Raw genomic sequence first — 19,813 nt, forward strand, 5'->3', positions numbered from 1 at the left:
CAGTTGCGAACCGGGCTTATTGCGGGCCAAGCCCGATCAATGCGGCGATCGTCGCAAAATCCGGCCCCTGTGCGCGATCCTCTTCAAGTGCCGGGACATGGCTGCGGACGAATGCATAGGCCTCAGCCGATCCCTTGCCCAATTCGCCTGAGACACCGCGCAGCTCAATGGCCTGTGCCGAGGCAATCAGTTCGATGGCAACGAGATAACGCAGGCGATCGATGATCGCTTGCGTCTTTGCCAAAACGCTCGGGGCCATCGACGCCTGATCTTCTACACCATCGGCGACGGGAAAGGGCGAAAGCGAAACCGGCATGGCGAGATGGCGGATTTCGGCTTCCATGGCCGAAACGGTCTTTTGCACGGTCGCAAAACCGGTACGGCTCTGGCCCATCGGGGTCAGGAAGCGTGGAAGGTCGGACATGCTAGGCGACATGATCTTCATGATCCGATAGGCGGTGCCTGCCGCACAATGCGCCATCGCCTGCCCCAGCCGTTCCCAGGCGAGGACAAAAGCGGTCATGTCGAAATTGCCGTGTGCAAGAATGACGCCTTCGGAGGCGATGACGACAGGATTGTCGCTGGAGCTGACGAGATCTATCTCCGTCGCCTGCCTTGCCTCGTCGATCGCATGCCTCAACGCACCCCAGACCTGCGGCGTGCAGCGGTAGCTCAATGGATCCTGGAGACGTCTTGCGGCATCGGCTGCAAGCAAGGAGCTTCCCGAAAGCAACTCCATCAGCTGAGCGGCAACGCGGCGCTGCCCGAAGGCCGGTCTCGCAGCGAGAGCGCGGTCGTCGAAGACGCTGACATTGGCCCTGAACGCTTCGAAATTAACGGCAATCGCCTTCAGAGACCAATCGAAAAGCCGCTCGATATCCTCAAGCGCCAGGCAGGCGAGGCCGATGGAGAGGCTGTTGGCCACGACAAGCGCATGCCCGTCCTTCGGCGCCAATTCGAGAGGTTTCAGGCCGGCCCTTTCCAGGGCGATGCCGGCCGGCAGCACCTCGCCGCCAAGCTCGATCTCGCCGAAGCCGAGAAGCGCCCGGCTCATATGGGCAAGCGGAGCCAAATCCGCCGCACCGATCGAGCCCAATGACGGGACGACAGGATGGACATCTGCATTGATCGCGGCGATCAGACCGCGAAACACGCTCAGCGAAACGCCGGAACCGCCCGCCGCCATGCCGGCAGCCCTGACGGCCATCATCGCCCGCACGGATTCCTGGGCAAGCGGCCTTCCGACGCCGACCGCGCGGGCTTGCGGCACACGCATCTGAAACGCCACCAGATCTTCCGTTGCAAGTCGTGTATCGACCCCCGCTCCCAGTCCCGTCGTCAGGCCATAAACCGGCAGATCCTTTTCCGTATAGCGATCGACGACGGCGCGCGCCGCCGTAATCCGGGTCTGGACCTCGGCGGAGATTTCGATCCTGGCGTGACGACGGGCAATTGCTGCGATGTCCTCGATCGTCGGCGGCGACGCGCTGAAGGTGATCGATGGAGAATGGGTGGCGCTCACTGTTTCTCTCCGAGAATGGCGACAGGCTTCGAGGGACCCTTGGTGGACCGTGCTTCCAGCCGATATTGCGCGCCGGGATAGTATAACAGCGCACAGGTCACGACGGCTTCGCCCGACCAGGTCCTTCGAAAGACGCGCAGGCAAGGGTGATCATTCTTCAGGCCAAGATATTTGCGGATCGTCGTGTCCGGTTTGACGGCCTGGACGATATGTTCGAACGCCGTTATCGGCGCCACCTTCGTCAGATATTCGTTAGGCGTCATGCTGCGGAAATCGGTCGACAGATAATCTGGCGCGACCAGCGGATTGACGTAGCGCTCCTCGACCTGAATGGGCTGGTCGTTTTCCATGTGCACGATCAGCGAATGCATCACCTCAGCGCCGAGGGTCAGTTCGAGCGCGTCGGCAACATTGGCGTCCGCCTTTATCAAACCGGCCTTGACGACCGTTGCCTTATGCGTGTGACCCCGCTCCAGTATTTCGTCGGCTATGTTGCGGATTTGAAGCAGATCGACATCGAGGTGTTTTGGCGACACGAAGGTTCCGACGCCGGCGGATCGCTTGAGAACACCCTCGAACATCAACTCCCGCAGCGCTCGGTTCGCCGTCATGCGGCTGACGCCGAATGCAGCCACCAGTTCGCTTTCGGAGGATACCCGATCTCCCGGCTGCAGCTTTCCCTCGGCGATCTCGGCCAGGATCTGCTCCTTGATCCTGATATATTGGCGCGCCTCGCCGGCGGCCAGCTTGACCGCTTTCGTCATGACAGCCTCGCCATGCCGTTGTCGAGGATGGTCACGCCCCTGGAAGCAACGATCCCCCGGAAGCGAATTTCAGCGTCGTTGCGCCACATCTGCAGGTTGATCGTTTCTCCGGGAAAGATCGGCGCGCTGAACCGCGCCGCGATCGCGCTCAAACCGGTAGCCATCCCTGGATCGATGGCGGCGATGATGGCGTAGCCCGCATAACCGAAGCTGCATAGCCCATGCAGGATCGGCCGATTGAAGCCGCTGCTGTCCGCTGCCCGTGGGTCGACATGCAGCGGATTGAGATCGCCGTTCAGGCGATAAAGCAGCGCGGCATTACGAGGGATGTCGACATTGAATTCGAAGTCAGGCTCTCTATCCGGGACTTTGGACAGAGGTTCAGGCGCCGATCCGGCGGAACCGCATCCACCGTCGCCGCGGCAGGCGTTCGTCTGGAGGATCGTTGCGATCGGCTCGTCACCGTCCACGGTTGCGATCATGCGCTCGAAGCTGACGAACGTGCCTTTCTCCACGCCGCGATCGACCACCGACAAGACACGCGACCGGGAGATCAACGGCACATCGAGAGGGACCGGCCGATGGATCATCAGGCGATGTTCGGAATGCACCAGACGCGCCCAGTCGACACCCGTCTGCTGCATCCACGGGCCCGGATGCGCCACGATATTGGCAAGCGTCGGTGCGGTCACGAGATCGCGTTCATAGACGTAGTTCAATAGGTTTTCGTCGGGCCCGTCGGTGCCGTAGCCAACCGACAGGGCGTAGAGGATGGCATCCCTTGCGGTAACTACATGCGTCGCCTGCGGCACTGGAAAGTCGAGGATGGATTGAGCCGACAGCATCACGATGCAACTGCCCCCGATGTCGCGGGTTTGCGAGCGCCACCGGACAGGCGGATGCCGCCGTCGACGGAAAGCAATTCGCCAGTGACGAAGTCTGCCCCCTGAACAAGCCAGACAATGGCGCCGGCAACATCTTCTGGTGTCGCGACCCGGCCAAGCGGCGCGGTTTCCGAAAATCGCTTGGCAATGGCTCCGTAGGCATCCGGCCCGAGGGTGTCGCGCATCCAGCGCGTATCGATGATGCCAGGGCAAACCGCGTTCACCCGAATATCGGGACCGCAGGTGCGCGCCAGCGCCATGGTCAGCGCATTGAGCGCGCCCTTGGAGGCCGTATAGGCAAGCGAACTGCCGCCGCCGGTAAAGGCAACGTTGGATGAGACATTGACGATCGCGCCGCCGCCGCTGTCACGCATGGAAGGCACCGCCGCCCGGCACATCTGATAGGCGCCGATCACGTTGACCCCGAAAACATTTTGAAAATCTTCGGCCGACAATGTCTCCAGATCGAAAGGATCCGATTTGACCGTCGTTGCGGCATTGTTCACCAGGGCGTCGAGCCGACCCCACCGGTTGACGGCCGTCGCAACCATCCGGCGGCAGGCCACATCGTCGGCAACGTCGGCCTGGACGATCTCGACGTCCGCGCCCAGGCTGCGGCAGATATCGGCCGTTTCATCGGCCTCTTTCTTGCTGCGGCTGTAATTGACCACCACCCGGGCACCGCCCTTGGCGAACTGCTTCACGCATGCGGCCCCGACGCCTGTTGCCGAGCCCGTGACGATGATGACGGCTCCATCGATTTTCATGGGGCAAAGTCCTTCATGGCATGGGTGGAAAACAGGCGCGCGTCCATCTGTTTCAGCTGATCCGACACCGCGACGCCCTTCGGCAGGCGGTCGAGAACATGGGAGACTAGATCGATGCCGGGGGCAAACTCCGTTAGCGTCAGGCATCCGTCGATCACTTGAAAGACCGCCCGCTCGGTGACGACGAGCTGTGTCTGCCCTTCCGGCGCAAAGGCCGGGCTCGAACTGATCTGGTCGACATGGTCGACGATCTTGCAAACTCTGCCGTCCCGAATGATGTCGAGCTTGCCGTCGGCAACTGCAATTTCCGCGCCGCCGGCCGAAAATGCGCCGAGATAGACCACCCTCCCCGCCGTCTGCGAGATATTGGTGAAGCCACCGACCCCAACGATGGAATTGTTGAAGCGGCTGACATTGATCGCACCGTGTCTATCCACCTCGGCCATGCCGAGAAAGGCGATATCGAGGCCGCCGCCGTCGTAAAAGTCGAACTGCGAAGCCTGTGGGACGATCGCGGTCGGATTGACGGCAGCGCCGAAGGACAGCTCCTCGGCCGGCACGCCGCCGATGACGCCGGATTCAATCGTCACCGTATAATCGTCAAATCTCTCTTCGCTGGCGATACGGCCGATCCCGGCGGCAATGCCGATGCCGAGGTTGATCGTCGGGCGATGGAGCTGCGCCAGCTCCAGGAAGGCGCGGCGCTGAATAATCTTATCGGCCGACATCGGCGCCGGCTGCAGACGATTCACCGCCATACGGACGCGCCCGGTATAGGCGATATTGTCCGTCTCGGCGAAACTGACGCCGTGCTGGGCCGGATTTTCGCAGACGACAACATAATCGACCAGCGCCGCCGGGATGCGAACATCGCCCGGCGGCAGCGAGCCGCGCTCGGCAATCCGCTTGACCTGCACAATGACGATACCGCCGGAATTTCGGCCTGCCTGCGCCATGGCGAGCATGTCGAGCGGAAAGGCTTCGTCCTCAAGGGTGATGTTGCCGTCTTCGTCGGCCGTCGTACCGCGCAAAAGCACGCAGTCGAGCGGCATCGAGGGATAAAGCAGCCATTCCTTGCCGCGCAACGACACACGCTCGACAAGCGAGCGCGGCGTCGTCGCATTCATGCGGCCGCCGCCCTGCAGCGGATCCATGAAAGAACCGAGCCCGATATGGGTAATCACCCCAGGCTGACCGGCAGCAATCGCTCGATAGAGCTGGGCGACAACGCCTTGCGGCCAGCAATGCGCTTCGATCTTTTCCTCGATCGCCAGCCTGCCAAGGCGCGGCGTTCCCCGCCAGCCCCCGGCGATCACGCAGGCGACGAGGCCTTCATAGCCAAAATGCCCCATGCCGCGCGTCTGACGATCGCCCGTGCTGGCAGCAAACAAGAGCGTCAGATTGCGGGGTTTTCCGGAGGCTATGAAACGCTCCTCCACCGCCGCCGTGATGGCCTCGGGATGGCAGCATCCTCCAAAACCCGAAGCAGTGACAGTCATCCCGTCTTCGAGGAGATCCGCAGCTTGCTGTGAAGAGATGACCCGCATGACGATCTTTGTTTCCACTCGACCTGTATATACAGGCTAGCCGCCGATCGTTTGGAAGGCAACCGGAATCTTTGCCGGAATTTTGGGCAAATCGCCTCGATCAGCCGATGTCAAGCAGCCCCATCAAGCAAAGCCCAAGAGCCCCCAGAGTCAGCAGCGACAGCGCCGCCGCTGCAAGGACCCGGCCGCCGGTATGGGCGACGGATCTCACATCGACGGAGAGGCCTAACGCGGCCATGGCGGTGACGGTAAAAGCGGCGGAGACAGCCGACATCCCGGTCAACACCGGCGCCGGTATCGCGTCAAAGGAGCGAAGCGTCGCCATAGCTGCAAAACCGAGGATGAACCATGGCAGAACATGGCGAAGATTGACCGCGGAGCTACCGGGACGGCGGCCATGTACCGCGCCGAGCACAAGAATGACGGGTCCGAGCATCATCACGCGGATCAGCTTGACGAGCGTGCCTACCTGGGTGCTGACGGCACCGGCAGAGGCTGTGGCTACCAATACCTGCGGCACGGCATAGGCTGTCAGCCCTGCGAAAACGCCATATTGTACGGTGCTGAGACCGAGGAACAGATGGAGAATCGGCAGCGCCAGCACCGCACCAACGCCGAGCAGCGCAGTAAAGGCTATCGAGGCAGCGATATCGTCTGGTTTGGCGCCGATGACTGGGGCTGCAGCGGCAATCGCAGAATTGCCGCAGATCGAGTTGCCGCACGCAACCAAGGTCGCTAGGCCAGTCGACAGTCCCAACAGCCGCCCGAGCAGAAAGCTGCCGGCCAGGGACACAGCAACCAGGACGGCAATTCCGCCGACAAGCGGCAATCCGGCCTGCCGGATGGCAGCCGTGCTGAGCGAGGCGCCCAGCAAGACGACGGCAATCTCTAGCAGCGTCTTGGCGGCGAAGTGAATGCCTGGAGTGAAAGTCTGCGGAAGACGGACCCAGGAGCGCACGGCAATGCCGATCAAAATGGCCAGCACGAGGCTCTCGATCCAGCGCGCGCCGAAAATCATCAGCTGTAACTGCTCGACCAACTGCGCAATGAGCGTGACTGCCGTGCAAAGGAAAAGTCCCGGCAGGACAGCAGGAAGCGACGGGGAACGTGAGACGGAAACGAGCATCGGCAGACCTTGTGGAATGCTCCACTGTCCCATACCCATTTGTCGACTTCTATTGAATAGTTTAACATCATTCATTCGGTAAAATCGAACGATTGCATCATGACCTTCGAGCAGCTCTCCATTTTCATCGCGGTTGCGGAACGCGAGCACCTGACCAACGCCGCTTCGGCGATCGGCCTTACGCCATCAGCCGTCAGTTCGGCCATCCGCAATCTCGAGGCCTCCTATGGCGTCGAGCTTTTTCACCGTGTCGGACGCCGCATAGAGCTGACATACGAAGGGCGGGTGTTTCTGGGGGAGGCAAGAGCCACACTCGCGCGCGCAAAAGCCGCAGCGCTCGTCTTGTCCGATCTCGGCGGCCTGCAAAAGGGTGAGCTCGTTGTTTTTGCCAGTCAGACGATCGCAAGCTATTGGCTGCCAGCGATGCTGATGCGTTTCAAGACCCGCTATCCGGGCATCGACCTGAAGCTGATGATCGGCAATACGACCACGGCGGCAAAAGCGGTTCTCGATGGATTGGCGGAAGTCGGTTTCGTCGAAGGCAGCGTTGATGAGCCGGCGCTGAACGTTCAGCCGCTTGCCGAGGACGGACTCCTTGTCGTCGTCGGCCCGCGCCATCCCTGGGCGCGTGGCAAACCGATCGCCCCGCCGGAGCTGGTTTCGGGCACGAAATGGGTCATGCGGGAAAAAGGGTCCGGAACCCGGTCGGCTTTCGAGGCGGCGATTTCCAATATCGGCATTGGCCCCGGAGATCTGACTGTCGCGCTTGAGCTGCCATCGAACGAAGCCGTCATATCGGCAGCAAGAGAAGGCCTCTGCGCAACGGTCGTTTCCGGCGCCGTCGCCGCGTCTCTCTTGACGCAAGGTCTGTTGGTAAAGGCGAGCTTTCCATTGCCGTCCCGCCAGTTCGCAATCCTGCGACACAAACAAAGACACTCCAGCCGTGCCTCGTTGGCGCTGGAGACGATTTGCCGCGAGGACAAACTTGCCGAAGTCCAAAATCGGGATGACTGGGTCCTCTAACATGCGAGATGTTGGAGAATGCCATGATCAGGTATAAGGTCGACGTCGCCGGACAACCAAGGAAATGGCTGCTGCTATGCGGCAGCGGCCATTCCCGGTTGTTTTTCGAGCAGCGTCTCTAAGCGAAGGCGTAAGAACCATCCGGCCGCTTCGGCACGCGCCGCTGCCAGTGGATATACCCTTCCTCCTCCATTGCCTTCTCGTCCATCTCGACGCCCCAGCCGGGCCGGTCGGGGCGCAGCTCGAGATAGCCGTTCTTCGGCAGATAGGGATCGACGACGTAGCGGGTTTCCCCTTCGCGCTTCTCGATATCGTTGCCGCCATAGACATACGCCTGCCCTTTCGGCAGCCGGTATTCGAGGATGCGGAAATTCTGCGCCGCAGCCGAAAAATTCACATTGACGGCCGTCGCAAGCGGACCCATCGGATTGTGCGGCGCGACGCCGACGAAAAAAGCCTCAGCGAGCGTGGCAATACGGCGCATTTCGCTGACGCCGCCGACGACACAGATATCCGGCTGGATCAGATCGGCGCCCTTGACCTGCAGCAGCCGCAGGAACTCGTTTCTGTTGTAGAGCGACTCGCCGGTCGCCAGCGTGCAGTTGAGCCCCTGTTTCAGGTCACCCCAGGCCTCGATATTCTCAGGCCGCAACGGCTCCTCGAAAAACAGCGGGTCGTAGGGGGCAAGCGCGTTGCCGAGCTGGCGCGCAGCGACCGGCTCGAAGATCTTGGCGTGGGCGTCGAAAGCGATCTCGTATTCATCGTTGACCGTTTCGCGCAGCGAACGGAAATAATCCGCCGAGGCTTTGACCACATTGCCCCAGCGGTTGGAATGCATGTCGATCCGCCAAGGGCTGAGCTTGAAGGCGGAGAAACCCCATCCCTCCTTCAGGCGATCGAATTCGTCGCGGGCCGCCGGCGCATCGGGCGCGGTATAGACCCCGGCATAGACCTTGATGCGGTCGCGCACTTCGCCGCCGAGCAGCTTGTAAACCGGGACGTTCGCCGCCTTGGCCGCGAGATCCCACAGGCAATGGTCGAGCGCGGAGATCGCGGCAAGGCCAAGCGCGCCCGGTGGGAACCGGCTTTGCTGGATCAGCAGATTGACGAGATACTCGACGCGTGTCGGGTCCTGGCCTGATATAAATCCGTAGAGATAATCGAGCAGTGGCGGCAGCGCCTTGTCGGGGCCGTGATTGTAGCATTCGCCCCAGCCCGTCAACCCGTCATCGGTATCGAGCGCGACGATCACGCGCGGACGGTCCTTGTCGCGGGTCATGAAAACCCGCATGCGGTCGATCTTCATCATTCTGTCCTTCTAGCGATTGAAATAGCTGCGGCGGGCCACGCGCGTCTGCACGTAGACGTGCTCGTTGTCGGTTCCGGGATTATAGGCGCCGGCGGCTTGCGGCACGGAGACGTTGCCACTGCTGGGGAAGCGCGCGACGAAGGCCTCGTCGATATCGCAGCCGAGCCCGGGGCCGTCGGGAACGGCGATCAAGCCGTCGACCTGTTGCGGATGCGGCACGATCGTCTGGCGGCGGCCGTCCCAGTCGTCGTCGAGGCGCTCGAGAATGAGGCCGTTCGGGATCGCAGCCAGCAGATGCAAGGCCGCATATTCCGCCACCGGTCCGAGCGAACCCGAATGCGGCGCCATCTGGATATGATGGGCTTCAGCCATGGCGGCGATCTTCTTCATCTGGGTAATGCCGCCGGCCCGGCCGGTATCCGGCTGGATCACGTCGACCAGTTCCTTTTCGATCAACTCGCGTTCGCCGAAAATGTTTGCCGAGCGCTCGCCGGCCGCAAGCGGCACATAAGCTGCATCGCGGATCCGCCGGTAGCCCTCGATATTCTCCGGCGCGATCGGATCTTCCACCCACATCAGTTCATAGGGTTCGAGCGCCCGCACCAAGCGGCAGGCATCCGCAGGCGTCAGCCATGGCGGCCCATGCAGATCGATGGCAATATCCATGTCGTCGCCGACGGCATCGCGAAGTGCTGCGACCTTGCGAACGGGATCTGCAACCCCGCCGCACTTGATCGCCTTGATGCCGCGTTCCCTAAGGGCAAGCGCGCGCTCGGGCGTATTGGCATGCGAATAGATCGGGATCCAGTCGCGCACCTTGCCGCCGAGCAGCGTCCAGACGGGTACGCCGAGCGCCTTGCCCTTGATGTCCCAGAGCGCCATGTCGATGCCGGTCATCGCGCCGCCCCCGACAGTCCCGAGCATGCCGTGGCCCATCATGGCGATATGCATCTTCTGCCACAGTCGCTCGACATGAGCCGGATCTTCACCGATGAGCAGCGGCGCAAGATCATGGATCGCCGTCTCGATGACACGCGGCCAGCCCGAGCATTCGCCGATGCCGGTGATGCCCTCGTCGGTATCGATCTTGAGGAAGAGCCAGTTTCTGGTGCCTCCAAACTGCTTGGAGGTACCACGTTGGTCGGCGGCCCAGTTCGCCGGATCGGGCTGGCCGACCTGCATGAGAAATGTTCGAATTCCGGTGATTTTCATCTCTGAGAACTTCCATTCTTCAGATTGCCGAGCCCCAGATTGCCGGGCTTCAGACTATCTGGCGCGACGTAGCGGAAACGCCTGGAGTGATCACGGTCGCGTGGATCGGGCCGTGGAATCGCCGATATCAGCGCCTGCGTGTAGGCATGTTCGGGCGTGCGGCAGACCTGCTCCGCCTCGCCGATTTCGACGAGCTGGCCTTTGTACATGACGCCGACCCGGTCGCACATGTAGCGGATGACCCCGATGTCATGGCTGATGAAGATATAGGCGAGACCAAGCTCATCCTGCAGGCGCATCAGGAGGTCGAGCACCTGCGAGCGCACCGAGACGTCCAGCGCCGAGGTTGCCTCGTCGGCAACGATGACACGTGGGTTGAGGGTGATGGCACGGGCAATGCCGATGCGCTGGCGCTGGCCGCCGGAGAATGCGTGCGGGTAGCGCTCGCGCGCCCTCGGATCGAGGCCCACCTGCTCCATGAGGTGGCAGACCCGTTCCTCCAGCGCCCGCCCTTTTGCGACGCCGTTGACGAGGAGCGGCTCGCCGATGATCTGCGAGACGGTCATGCGTGGATTGAGGGAGCCGAAAGGATCCTGAAACACCATTCGCAATTCCCGCCGTGCGGCGGCCAGCGTCTGGCCTTTTGCCGTCGCCAGGTCGATGATGCCGCCGTCGGCGCGGCGATAGAGGATCGCGCCTGATGTGGGATCGATCAGCCGCATGATCGAGCGGCCCATCGTCGTCTTGCCGGATCCGCTCTCGCCGACAATGCCGAGCGTCTCGCCCGGCAGAAGCGAAATGGAAACATCGTCGAGTGCTTTGACTTCACCGAAATCCATCGAAACGTTGCGCAGTTCGAGGATCGGTGCTGCCGTCCTGTCGAGCGGCGCGCGCGCCAGCCGGATCTCGGCCTTCTGCTCCAGCTTCAGCACCGAGCCGATCAGCATGCGGGTATAATCGTCTTGCGGGGCATGAAAGATCTGCTCGACCGGTCCATATTCCTTGGCGACGCCGTTGTGCATCACCAGCACATCGTCGGCGATCTGGGCCACAACGCCCATGTCGTGGGTGATGAACAGAACGGCCATGCCGTTGGCCTTCTGCAGCCGGGCGATCAGGTCGAGAATTTCGGCCTGCGTCGTCACGTCGAGAGCCGTGGTCGGCTCGTCGGCGATCAGCAGCTGCGGCTTGCAGGCAAGCGCCATGGCGATCATCGCGCGCTGCCGCATGCCGCCGGAATATTGGAAGGCATAGCGATCCAGCGCTTTTTCCGGAAAGGGGATCTCGACCTGCTTGAGCAGAGAGATGGCTTCCGCGCGTGCCTCCGCCTTGCTCATTCTCGTGTGAAGGCGAAGCGCCTCGACGATCTGGTTGCCGACCGTGTGGATCGGCGACAGCGACGACATCGGCTCCTGGAAGATCATGGCGACATCGCGGCCGCGGATCGCGCGGATGTGGCGTCCGCGCGGATTGAGGCCGGTCAGATTGGTCGAGCCGCCATTGGGATGGTTCAATGTGATCGAGCCGCCGGCAATGCGGCCGGGCGCATCGACAATCTGCAGGATCGAGCGCGCCGTCACCGATTTGCCGGATCCGCTTTCGCCGACGACGCAGAGCGTCTTGCCTGGTTCGATCGAAAAAGACAGATCGCTGACGGCGCGAAAGACGCCGGTGCGCAGAGGGAATTCGACAGTGAGGTTCTTCACCTCAAGCAATGGCCTGCCGGCAATGGGAACAGTGTCGGTCATGCCGGCCTCATTTGTTGTAGGGATCGGCCGCATCGCGCAGGCCGTCGCCGAGGAGGTTGAGCGCCATCACGGCGACGACGACGGCGCAGCCCGGCATGAAGAGCCAGGGCGCCGTAGCGATCGAGCGAATGTTCTGCGCCTCGCGCAGCAGAACGCCCCAGGAAATGGTTGGCGGCTGCAGCCCCAGCCCCAGGAAAGAAAGAGAGGTTTCGGCAAGGATCATCGCCGGCACGGCAAGCGTGATCGACGCGATGATATGGCTGGCGAAACTCGGCAGCATATGGCGAAAGATGATGCGTCCCTCGCGAACGCCGTCGAGCCTGGCGGCGGCCACGAATTCCTCAGTGCGCAGAGACAGGAAACGACCGCGAACAACGCGGGCGAGCTGCGCCCAACCAGTCAGCGACAGGATGATCGTGATCATCATATATTGCAGCGTCGCCGGCCAGTCCTGTGGCAGGGCTGCGGCCATTGCCAGCCAGATCGGGATCGTCGGCAGCGACAGCACGAAATCAATCAGCCGCTGCATGAAGAAATCGATGCGGCCGCCGTAATATCCCGAGATGCCGCCGATCACGATGCCGAGCATCAACGACAGGAAGACGCCGACGAGACCGATCGACAGGGAAACCTGCGAGCCCTGCACCGTTCGGCTGAAGACGTCGCGCCCAAGCCTGTCGGCGCCGAAGAGAAGCAGCGGCGTCGTCTTGTCGGGCGAGGCGATCAAGTGAATGTTTGTGTTGAACAGGCCGAACACGGAATATTCATAGCCGCGCCCGAAGAACTGGATGTCTACACGCTTCGTCGTGTCTTCCTTGAAGATGGCGGCCAGCGTTTCCGGATCACGGGTGAGCTTCATCGGATAATAATGCGGGCCGAAGGAGAACCCGTTCTGCGTGTCGATCAGATGCACTTTCTGTGGCGGGTGAAAGGTCGCCCGCGCATTTTGCAGATATGGGTCGTTGATGGCGAAGAAGCCGGGAACCAGGGCAACGATGTACATCAATAGGGTGACGACGAGCGCCACCATGGCCAGCCGGTGCCGGCGGAAAGCCCACCAGATCAGCTGCCATTGCGATGCGACGGCGGCGCGATCCGGCGGGATATTTGTAACGGCAATGTCAGCCATATGAGGCTCCTATTCCAACCGGATGCGGGGATCGACCAGCGCAAGCAGGATATCGCTGATCAAAGAACCTATCAGCGTCAGCGCGCAGATCAGCAGAACGAAGGCACCCGCCAGATACATATCCTGGGCCATCAGCGCCTGCAGCAAAAGGGGTGCAGCTGTCGGCAAGTTCAGGACGATGGCGACGACGACCGAGCCGGAGATGAGGTTGGGCAGCAGCCATGCAATGGTCGAAATGAACGGATTGAGCGCGATCATCATGGGGTATTTCATCAGCAGCCGGAATTCCGACAGACCTTTTGCCCGCGCGGTGGTCACGTAAGGCTTCGGCAGTTCATCGAGCATGTTCGCGCGCATGACGCGGATGAGGCTTGCTGTGGACGAGACGGCAAGAATGATGACGGGAAGCCAGAGATGCGAGAAGAGATCGGCCATCTTGGCGAAGCTCCACGACGCATTCTCGTATTCCGGCGAAAACAGCCCGCCGACATCCTGTCCGAATTCGACCGCCGCGACATACATCAGCACCAGCGCCAGCAGAAAGGACGGGACGGCCAGGCCGAAGAAGGTGAAGGCGGTGAAGAAATAATCCCCGATCGAATATTTGCGCACGGCGGAATAGACGCCGATCGGCAGCGCGATCGCCCAGGTGGCGATCAGTGTCGACAGCGCCAGCACAAGCGTCAGCGCCATGCGCTCCCAGATCAGATCCGAGACCGGCTGCTGCCATTCAAAAGAGATGCCGAAATCACCGCGCGAGAGGATGCCCCATATCCATTTGAAATATTGGATGAGCATCGGATCGTCGAGGCCGAAACGCTCGCGCAATTGCGCCGCGGTGTTCTGATCGACGATCTCGTTGGAGGCTGCCAGCGTCGCGATATAGGTGGTGACATAGTCGCCCGGCGGCAGCTGGATCAGCACGAAAGCCAGGAAGCTGACGGCAAAAAGCGATGGAATCATCCACAGCAAGCGTTTGGCGATAAAGACCAGCATGTGCGCCTCTTGCATTGAACGCCGCCATCCGTGCCTTGCCGGCTGTCAGGGCCGGCAAGGCATCTCAGAGGGCGAACTGAAAGAAAGCGCCGTACCGTCAGGCACGGCGCCGGAGATCCAAATCAGCTCGTAAAAGTGAACTGCTGCGGCAGTGCAGGCCCCGGATTGGGCCAGGACCAGCTGTCCGGCTCCTTTTCGGGAACATTGCGCAGGTTGTTGCGGATGATGCCGAAGCCGCCGACGGCAAGGCAAAGCCCGACGGTCTCGAATTCCTCCGCGGCGATATCGAATATCTGCTTCATGACCGCACCGCGCTTGTCGAGATCGGCCGTCGAACGCGCCTCGTCGAAGAGCTTCATACGCTTCTTCTGGCTTTCCGGGGGTTCTTCGCCGCGTGCACCGTTGGAGGTGTACCACAGCGTCCACGGAATGGCGTAACGCGAACCCTGCGGATGGAAGGCGAAGAAATCGCGCGGATCGAGCATCGGATCGAGACCGCCAGGCCCCGGCCATACCTGCGCATCGTGGGCATTGTCGTCGCCGCGGGTGTAATAAAGCGCCCGTTCGATGGTGTTGACCTTCATGTCGATGCCGATCTGGGCCCAATGCGTCTTGACCAGTTCGAGCGCGTCGACGAGGTCGGGATAGAGCGTCGGAATGACGTCGATCGAGAAGAAGACCTTCTGGCCGTCCGGTCGGACGCGAAACCCGTCGCCGCCTTTCTTGTAGCCGGCCTGATCGAGCATCGCGCCCGCTTTGTCGGCGTCATATTCGGTGAACTGGCGCGCATATTTCTCGTTGTACCAGGGATGGGTCGGACGCGGTCCGGCCTGATAGGGCTCGCTCTGCCCGAAATAGACGATATCGATGAGCTCCGGGCGATTGATGCCGATCGACAGCGCCTGCCGGAACGATTTATCCGCAAACATCTTGCGCATGGCAGGATCTTTGTGGGTGATATTGAAGTAGATCTGGCACTGCTGCGAGGCCGAAGGCACAAGCGTCAGCAGACGATAATCGCCTTTTTCCATGTTCTTGGACAGCGTCGGCTTGTTGGCAAGCACGCTGATATGGCGCTCCTGGATGTCGATCTTGCCCGAGATGACATTCAGCATGAGCGATTCGACGTCCTGCGAGATGCCGAAGTTGATCTCATCGATATAAGGAAGCTGATTGCCCTCGGTATCGACCTGCCAGAAATAAGGATTTCGCGTCATGACGACACGCGTCGCGCCGCCGGCATAGGGCTCCTTGACCACCCATGGATCCAGCGTCGGCTTGTCGACATTGCCCCATCGTGACGGGATCTCGATGTCGCCGCAACGGCTGCGGAACAGCTCCGTCCAGCTTGTGACGCCGGCTTTCTTCGCATCAGCCTCGATATTGGGATTATATTTCGGCAGGAACTGGCTGCAATAGTGCTTCGGAAAGAGCGTCGGATGCTGGCCAAGCGGCGTGGCGAGGTTTTCCAGATAAAGCGCGTTGGCCGCAGCAAAGGTGAACTTCACCGTATGATCGTCGATCTTCTCGACGGTAACCGGCTTGCCGGCGACAGCAAGCTGCGCCGGGGTTGCGCTGTAGAGCTCGGTGTTTTTGACGCAGTCTTCGATCGCGAAAACGACGTCATCTGCGGTAAAGGGATGACCGTCCGACCAGCGCACGCCTTCGATCAGATGGAAGGTGAATTGTGTCGCATCGTCGCTGACTTCCCAGCGCTCGGCAAGGTTCGGCTCCACAGCGGTAAATTCGAGGTTCCAGCGCACGAGGCTCTGGTTGCCAACCATGCGCAGAATGCCGTTATGGTCGGATGAACCGCGAAGGCCGCGGCGCAGAGAGCCGCCATAGGTACCGACTTTTTCGAATGGCTTGACGACCATCGGCTTCTTCGGCAGGCGCTCGGCGAGCGGCGGCAGTTTTCCATCTTTCACAAGCTGCGCAAGTGCGGGTGCTTCGCCGCCTGCGGCGAAAGCGCGGCCCGCGATGGACAATGCCGCTGCACCGGCCATGCCGCCAAGCACGGCGCGGCGGGTAACGCCGCGCGACAGAATTTCATTAGGCATCGAGTTCCTCCCTTTCTATGCCGGCGCAACTTTTGAGCCGGCTGACACGGCGGGCTCCCGACCTGCCGCTGCGCCCTCCTCGGCGCCCGGACGGAACCATAAACACGTTCCCAAATGATTACAAGAGTTGACAGATAATTACAAATTTCGTAGCGATGCAGTACGGAGGCTTAAATTACACGCCTTAAAAATTAGGCTAGAGCGTCAAAAAGGCGTCAATTTGTCAGAATCTGTGCACCGTCATGGGCATGTCGCTGGCGGACAACAGCCTGGCGTTTAGAGAAAAGGACGATAATGACATTCGCGGCCGACGCCGTTTCGAACAGAGGCGCAACGCGCTTCAGCGACATCATCTACGAGAAGATCGTGGGGATGATCGCCGACGGCAATTTTCCGGTGAACGAACGGCTGCCGTCGGAGACGAAGCTTGCCGCCGACTTCGGCGCTTCGAGGCCCGTCGTGCGCGAGGCACTCGAGCGCCTGAGAGCCGATGGCCTGGTCGTTTCGCGCAAGGGCTCCGGCTCCTATGTCCGGCAAAGACCGGATTCGTCGATGCTGAAAATGGTGCCTGTGGGATCGCTCGCCGATGTCCAGCGGTTTTTCGAATTCCGCGCCGGCCTCGAAGCCGAGGCGGCGGAGCTTGCCGCGCGAAACTGGCAGCCGGCCGACAAGGAGAGGATAACGGCAGCGCTTTTTTCGATCGAGCAATGTCTGCGCAACGGAGAGCTCGGCGCCGAGGAGGATCAGGCTCTGCACGATGCCATCGCCATGGCGACCGGCAACCAGTTTCATATCACCGTGCGCGAATGGTTCAGGCCGCATTTCGCCATCGGGCATTCCGTTACGCGAAGCCTGAGCCTGAAACGGACACTGGAGCAGATCCGCAGCGTCCAGGACGAGCACGCGGTGATCGTGGAGGCGATCTTCGCACGGCGGGAAACTGAAGCGCACGATGCGATGAAGAAACACGTACTGAATGCTCGCGCCCGCATGTTCCAGGGCGTTTGAGCGAGAATGGGAGGAAGAAGATGAAACGGATCGCTATGACGGGGGCTGCCGGACGTGTCGGAACGCTGCTGCGACCGCTCCTCCGCGCACATTTCGGGCATGTCAGCCTGATCGATCTGCAGGAGCCAGCCGGGCTTGGCGATAACGAGACCTACGTCAGCGCCGACCTTACAAAACTCGATGAGGCAACGGCTGCGCTGAAGGATATCGACGGCGTCGTTCATCTCGCCGGTATCGCAAGCGGCATCGACATGAATGCCATTCTGCACGCCAATGTGCTTGGAACCTACAATCTCTACGAAGCGGCGCGGATCAACAAGGTCGAGCGGGTCGTCTATGCATCGAGCAACCATGCGACCGGCTTCTATCCCCGCGGCGAAATCATATCACCGCTCGATCCGATGCGTCCCGACAGTCCCTACGGACTTTCCAAATGCTGGGGCGAACTGGTGGCGGGGCTTTACTACGACACGTCGGGCATTCGCTCCCTTTCCATCCGCATCGGCAACGCCGGCACCTACCCCAACAGCGAACGATCGATTGCGATCTGGATCAGCGCGCGGGATCTGGCGCAACTGGTGCGGATCGGGCTGTCCCACCCGTCGATCGCCGCGACGGTCGTCTACGGCGTTTCCGATACCGACGAGAAATGGTGGGACAATGATCTGGCGACGAGGCTCGGCTACCGGCCGGAGGACCGGCCGCGCGATCACGCCCGCATCGAACAGGGATCCGAGGGGCCGGTCGCGCGGGCGTTCCAGGGTGGCGGGTTCTGCGAGATCAATCACGACGGCACCATCCGCATGCGTGACGCCGAAGGTTTGGCCAAGAGCCTGGAGGCGGCCGAATGACGGCGCCTCGGATCATCCGTCCGCAAATCCGAACCGTGATCCAGCAACCGTTGACGGTCGGTGAATCGCCGGTATGGGACGATGAGACCGGCGCGCTCTGGCTCGTCGATATCCTGGCGCCGGCGGTTGTCCGGCTCTCCCGCCAAGGAAAAATCGACCGCTTCGACATGCCGGCGCCGATCGGCAGCCTCGGACTTTGCCGCGATCACCGAATCGTCGTCGGCCTCCAGACGGGCGTCCATCTCTTCGATCCCGTCACGGGAAAGATCGAGTTTCTGTGCGATCCCGTCGGGCGCGATATCATTGGCCGCCTCAACGACGGCAAGGTCGGCCCCGACGGACACTTCTGGGTCGGCTCGATCAGCGAAGCCAAGCCGCAGGTCAATGACGCAGCACTCTTCCGCGTCGGCGCCGATGGCAGCACGCGCACCGTCGCAACCGGGCTGACGAGCTCTAATGGTCTTGCCTGGTCGCCTGACGGCCGGCGGATGTATCACTCCGACAGCCGGCAATGTTTCCTGCAGGCATTCGACTTCGAGCCCGAGACGGGCAGTCTTGGCGAAGGACGTCGGCTGCGCAGCTTCACCGAAGATGAGGGGCGGCCGGACGGGGCGACGACCGATCGCGACGGGTTTTACTGGAGCGCCGGCGTCTCGGCCGGCCGCCTCAACCGCGTATCGAGCGAAGGCGAAATCGTCGAGATCTACATTCTGCCGGTCGCGGCACCGACCATGCCGTGTTTCGGAGGGCCTGATCTCAGCACCCTCTTCGTCACCAGCCTGTCGACGGACCGCACCGGACGTTTCGAGGCGGGCACCGTCATCGCCTTCGACGTGGATGCACAGGGGCTGCCGCCCTTCCGCTTCGGCAACCAATCATCTTGAAAGCGAACGGGGAAGAAAAATGAGCATCGCGATCATGCGCAAGGCGCTCACGGGCGTTTCGGGTGTTCCCGTCACGGCCTATGACGGCAAAGGCGAAGTCGAACCGCGGATTACCGCCAAGGTCTATGCGCGGGTGGCGGCCGCGGGCATTCACAACATCGTCGCTGCCGGCAATACCGGGGAATTCTACGCGCTGACGCCGCAGGAAATCCGGATCGTCCACGAAGCGGCGGTATCAGGCGTCGATGGCCGGGCGCCGGTGACGGCGGCTATCGGCCGGTCGCTGCGCGAGGCGATCGGCATGGCGAGGGATGCGGCTGCGATCGGCGCAACCGCCATCATGTCGCATCAGCCCGTCGATCCTTTCGCAGCACCTTCGGCACAGATCGGCTATTTCTGCAATCTTGCCGATGCTTCCCCCCTGCCGCTCGTCGCCTATGTCAGGGCCGAGGGTTTCGGCGTCGACGATATCGTCCGTCTCGCCAACCACGGCAACATCGCGGGCATCAAGTTTGCCACGACCGATCTGATGCTCTTGTCGCGCGCGATCCCGGCCGCCGATCCCGATGGTGCGCTGTTCGTCTGCGGCCTGGCGGAGAGCTGGGCGCCGACATTCACCGCAGCCGGCGCTCGCGGCTTCACGTCCGGCCTCGTCAACGTTGCGCCGCAGCTTTCGCTTGCCGTCCACGCCTCGCTCGAAAAAGGCGACTTTGCCGCAGCACGGACGATCGTCAACAAGCTCGAGCCCTTTGAGCGGATGCGGACCAAATTCCGCAACGGCGCCAATGTCACTGTCGTAAAAGAGGCCGTCACCTATTCCGGCCTCGATGTCGGCCCCGTGCGCGTGCCGGGATTGCCGCTGCTCGACCAGCATGATCGCGAGGAGCTTCATCGGCTGCTTCGAGGCTGGGAGGCCGAGGGCAGCATTCAAGGTGATCCGGACCGGCAGCAGTCCGCCAAGGCGGCCGGCTGAGTTCGACACT

17 protein-coding genes are annotated in these 19,813 nt (G+C 61.6%); 5 read left to right on the top strand and 12 right to left on the bottom strand.

The window, feature by feature from the left end; all coding sequences use genetic code 11:
- Positions 1-16: 16 nt before the first annotated feature.
- The 6 genes from FFM81_RS23490 to FFM81_RS23515 all read right to left on the bottom strand — a co-directional run bounded on the left by FFM81_RS23490 (position 17) and on the right by FFM81_RS23515 (position 6,649).
- Complete coding sequence (locus FFM81_RS23490) at positions 17-1,522, bottom strand: HAL/PAL/TAL family ammonia-lyase (RefSeq protein ID WP_138384470.1); 1,506 nt, start codon at positions 1,520-1,522, stop codon at positions 17-19.
- Positions 1,519-2,286, bottom strand: a complete 768-nt coding sequence (hutC, locus tag FFM81_RS23495) for a histidine utilization transcriptional repressor HutC (RefSeq protein WP_025417712.1) — start codon at positions 2,284-2,286, stop codon at positions 1,519-1,521. Before hutC ends, FFM81_RS23490 begins: the two co-directional genes overlap by 4 nt.
- A complete protein-coding gene (locus FFM81_RS23500; RefSeq protein WP_025417711.1) occupies positions 2,283-3,134 on the bottom strand; it encodes a MaoC family dehydratase in 852 nt (283 codons plus the stop codon). Before FFM81_RS23500 ends, hutC begins: the two co-directional genes overlap by 4 nt.
- On the bottom strand, positions 3,131-3,937 hold the full coding sequence (locus FFM81_RS23505; protein ID WP_025417710.1) for an SDR family NAD(P)-dependent oxidoreductase: 807 nt from the start codon (positions 3,935-3,937) through the stop codon (positions 3,131-3,133). The genes FFM81_RS23500 and FFM81_RS23505 overlap by 4 nt, the downstream gene beginning before the upstream one ends.
- On the bottom strand, positions 3,934-5,484 hold the full coding sequence (locus FFM81_RS23510; protein ID WP_025417709.1) for an acyl CoA:acetate/3-ketoacid CoA transferase: 1,551 nt from the start codon (positions 5,482-5,484) through the stop codon (positions 3,934-3,936). Before FFM81_RS23510 ends, FFM81_RS23505 begins: the two co-directional genes overlap by 4 nt.
- 100 nt (positions 5,485-5,584) lie before the next feature.
- Positions 5,585-6,649, bottom strand: coding sequence for a YeiH family protein (locus FFM81_RS23515; protein ID WP_425504988.1), 1,065 nt, complete (start codon positions 6,647-6,649; stop codon positions 5,585-5,587).
- A gap of 60 nt (positions 6,650-6,709) precedes the next feature.
- Here FFM81_RS23515 and FFM81_RS23520 point away from each other — a divergent pair, with 60 nt between their 5' ends.
- Positions 6,710-7,633, top strand: a complete 924-nt coding sequence (locus FFM81_RS23520; RefSeq protein ID WP_025417707.1) for a LysR family transcriptional regulator — start codon at positions 6,710-6,712, stop codon at positions 7,631-7,633.
- Positions 7,634-7,751: 118 nt separating this feature from the next.
- On the opposite strand, the gene FFM81_RS23525 is transcribed toward FFM81_RS23520, so the two are convergent.
- The 6 genes from FFM81_RS23525 to FFM81_RS23550 form a co-directional block, all read right to left on the bottom strand.
- A complete protein-coding gene (locus FFM81_RS23525; RefSeq protein ID WP_025417706.1) occupies positions 7,752-8,939 on the bottom strand; it encodes a galactarate dehydratase in 1,188 nt (395 codons plus the stop codon).
- Positions 8,940-8,951: 12 nt separating this feature from the next.
- A complete protein-coding gene (locus FFM81_RS23530) occupies positions 8,952-10,154 on the bottom strand; it encodes a mandelate racemase/muconate lactonizing enzyme family protein (RefSeq protein WP_138384469.1) in 1,203 nt (400 codons plus the stop codon).
- Positions 10,151-11,902, bottom strand: coding sequence for an ABC transporter ATP-binding protein (locus FFM81_RS23535; RefSeq protein WP_025417704.1), 1,752 nt, complete (start codon positions 11,900-11,902; stop codon positions 10,151-10,153). Before FFM81_RS23535 ends, FFM81_RS23530 begins: the two co-directional genes overlap by 4 nt.
- Positions 11,903-11,909: 7 nt before the next feature.
- Positions 11,910-13,031: an ABC transporter permease gene (locus tag FFM81_RS23540; RefSeq protein WP_003572666.1), complete on the bottom strand. Its 1,122-nt coding sequence runs from the start codon at positions 13,029-13,031 to the stop codon at positions 11,910-11,912.
- A gap of 9 nt (positions 13,032-13,040) precedes the next feature.
- Positions 13,041-14,027 carry an ABC transporter permease gene (locus FFM81_RS23545; protein WP_025417703.1) on the bottom strand — a complete coding sequence of 329 codons (987 nt, stop codon included), beginning with the start codon at positions 14,025-14,027 and terminating at the stop codon, positions 13,041-13,043.
- Between the two features lie 122 nt (positions 14,028-14,149).
- Positions 14,150-16,087 carry an ABC transporter substrate-binding protein gene (locus tag FFM81_RS23550; protein WP_025417702.1) on the bottom strand — a complete coding sequence of 646 codons (1,938 nt, stop codon included), beginning with the start codon at positions 16,085-16,087 and terminating at the stop codon, positions 14,150-14,152.
- Between the two features lie 294 nt (positions 16,088-16,381).
- Here FFM81_RS23550 and FFM81_RS23555 point away from each other — a divergent pair, with 294 nt between their 5' ends.
- Genes FFM81_RS23555 through FFM81_RS23570 form a run of 4 tightly spaced genes read left to right on the top strand, consistent with a single transcriptional unit; the run spans position 16,382 to position 19,803 of the window.
- Complete coding sequence (locus tag FFM81_RS23555) at positions 16,382-17,095, top strand: FadR/GntR family transcriptional regulator (protein WP_025417701.1); 714 nt, start codon at positions 16,382-16,384, stop codon at positions 17,093-17,095.
- A 20-nt stretch (positions 17,096-17,115) separates the two neighbouring features.
- Positions 17,116-17,946 (top strand): NAD-dependent epimerase/dehydratase family protein, encoded by an 831-nt coding sequence (locus tag FFM81_RS23560; RefSeq protein ID WP_025417700.1) that lies wholly within the window; start codon positions 17,116-17,118, stop codon positions 17,944-17,946.
- On the top strand, positions 17,943-18,830 hold the full coding sequence (locus FFM81_RS23565; RefSeq protein ID WP_025417699.1) for an SMP-30/gluconolactonase/LRE family protein: 888 nt from the start codon (positions 17,943-17,945) through the stop codon (positions 18,828-18,830). Before FFM81_RS23560 ends, FFM81_RS23565 begins: the two co-directional genes overlap by 4 nt.
- A gap of 19 nt (positions 18,831-18,849) precedes the next feature.
- Positions 18,850-19,803: a dihydrodipicolinate synthase family protein gene (locus FFM81_RS23570; RefSeq protein ID WP_025417698.1), complete on the top strand. Its 954-nt coding sequence runs from the start codon at positions 18,850-18,852 to the stop codon at positions 19,801-19,803.
- Positions 19,804-19,813 lie beyond the last annotated feature (10 nt).

It is taken from the genome of Rhizobium hidalgonense (assembly GCF_005862185.2).
Taxonomy (GTDB): Bacteria; Pseudomonadota; Alphaproteobacteria; order Rhizobiales; family Rhizobiaceae; genus Rhizobium; species Rhizobium hidalgonense.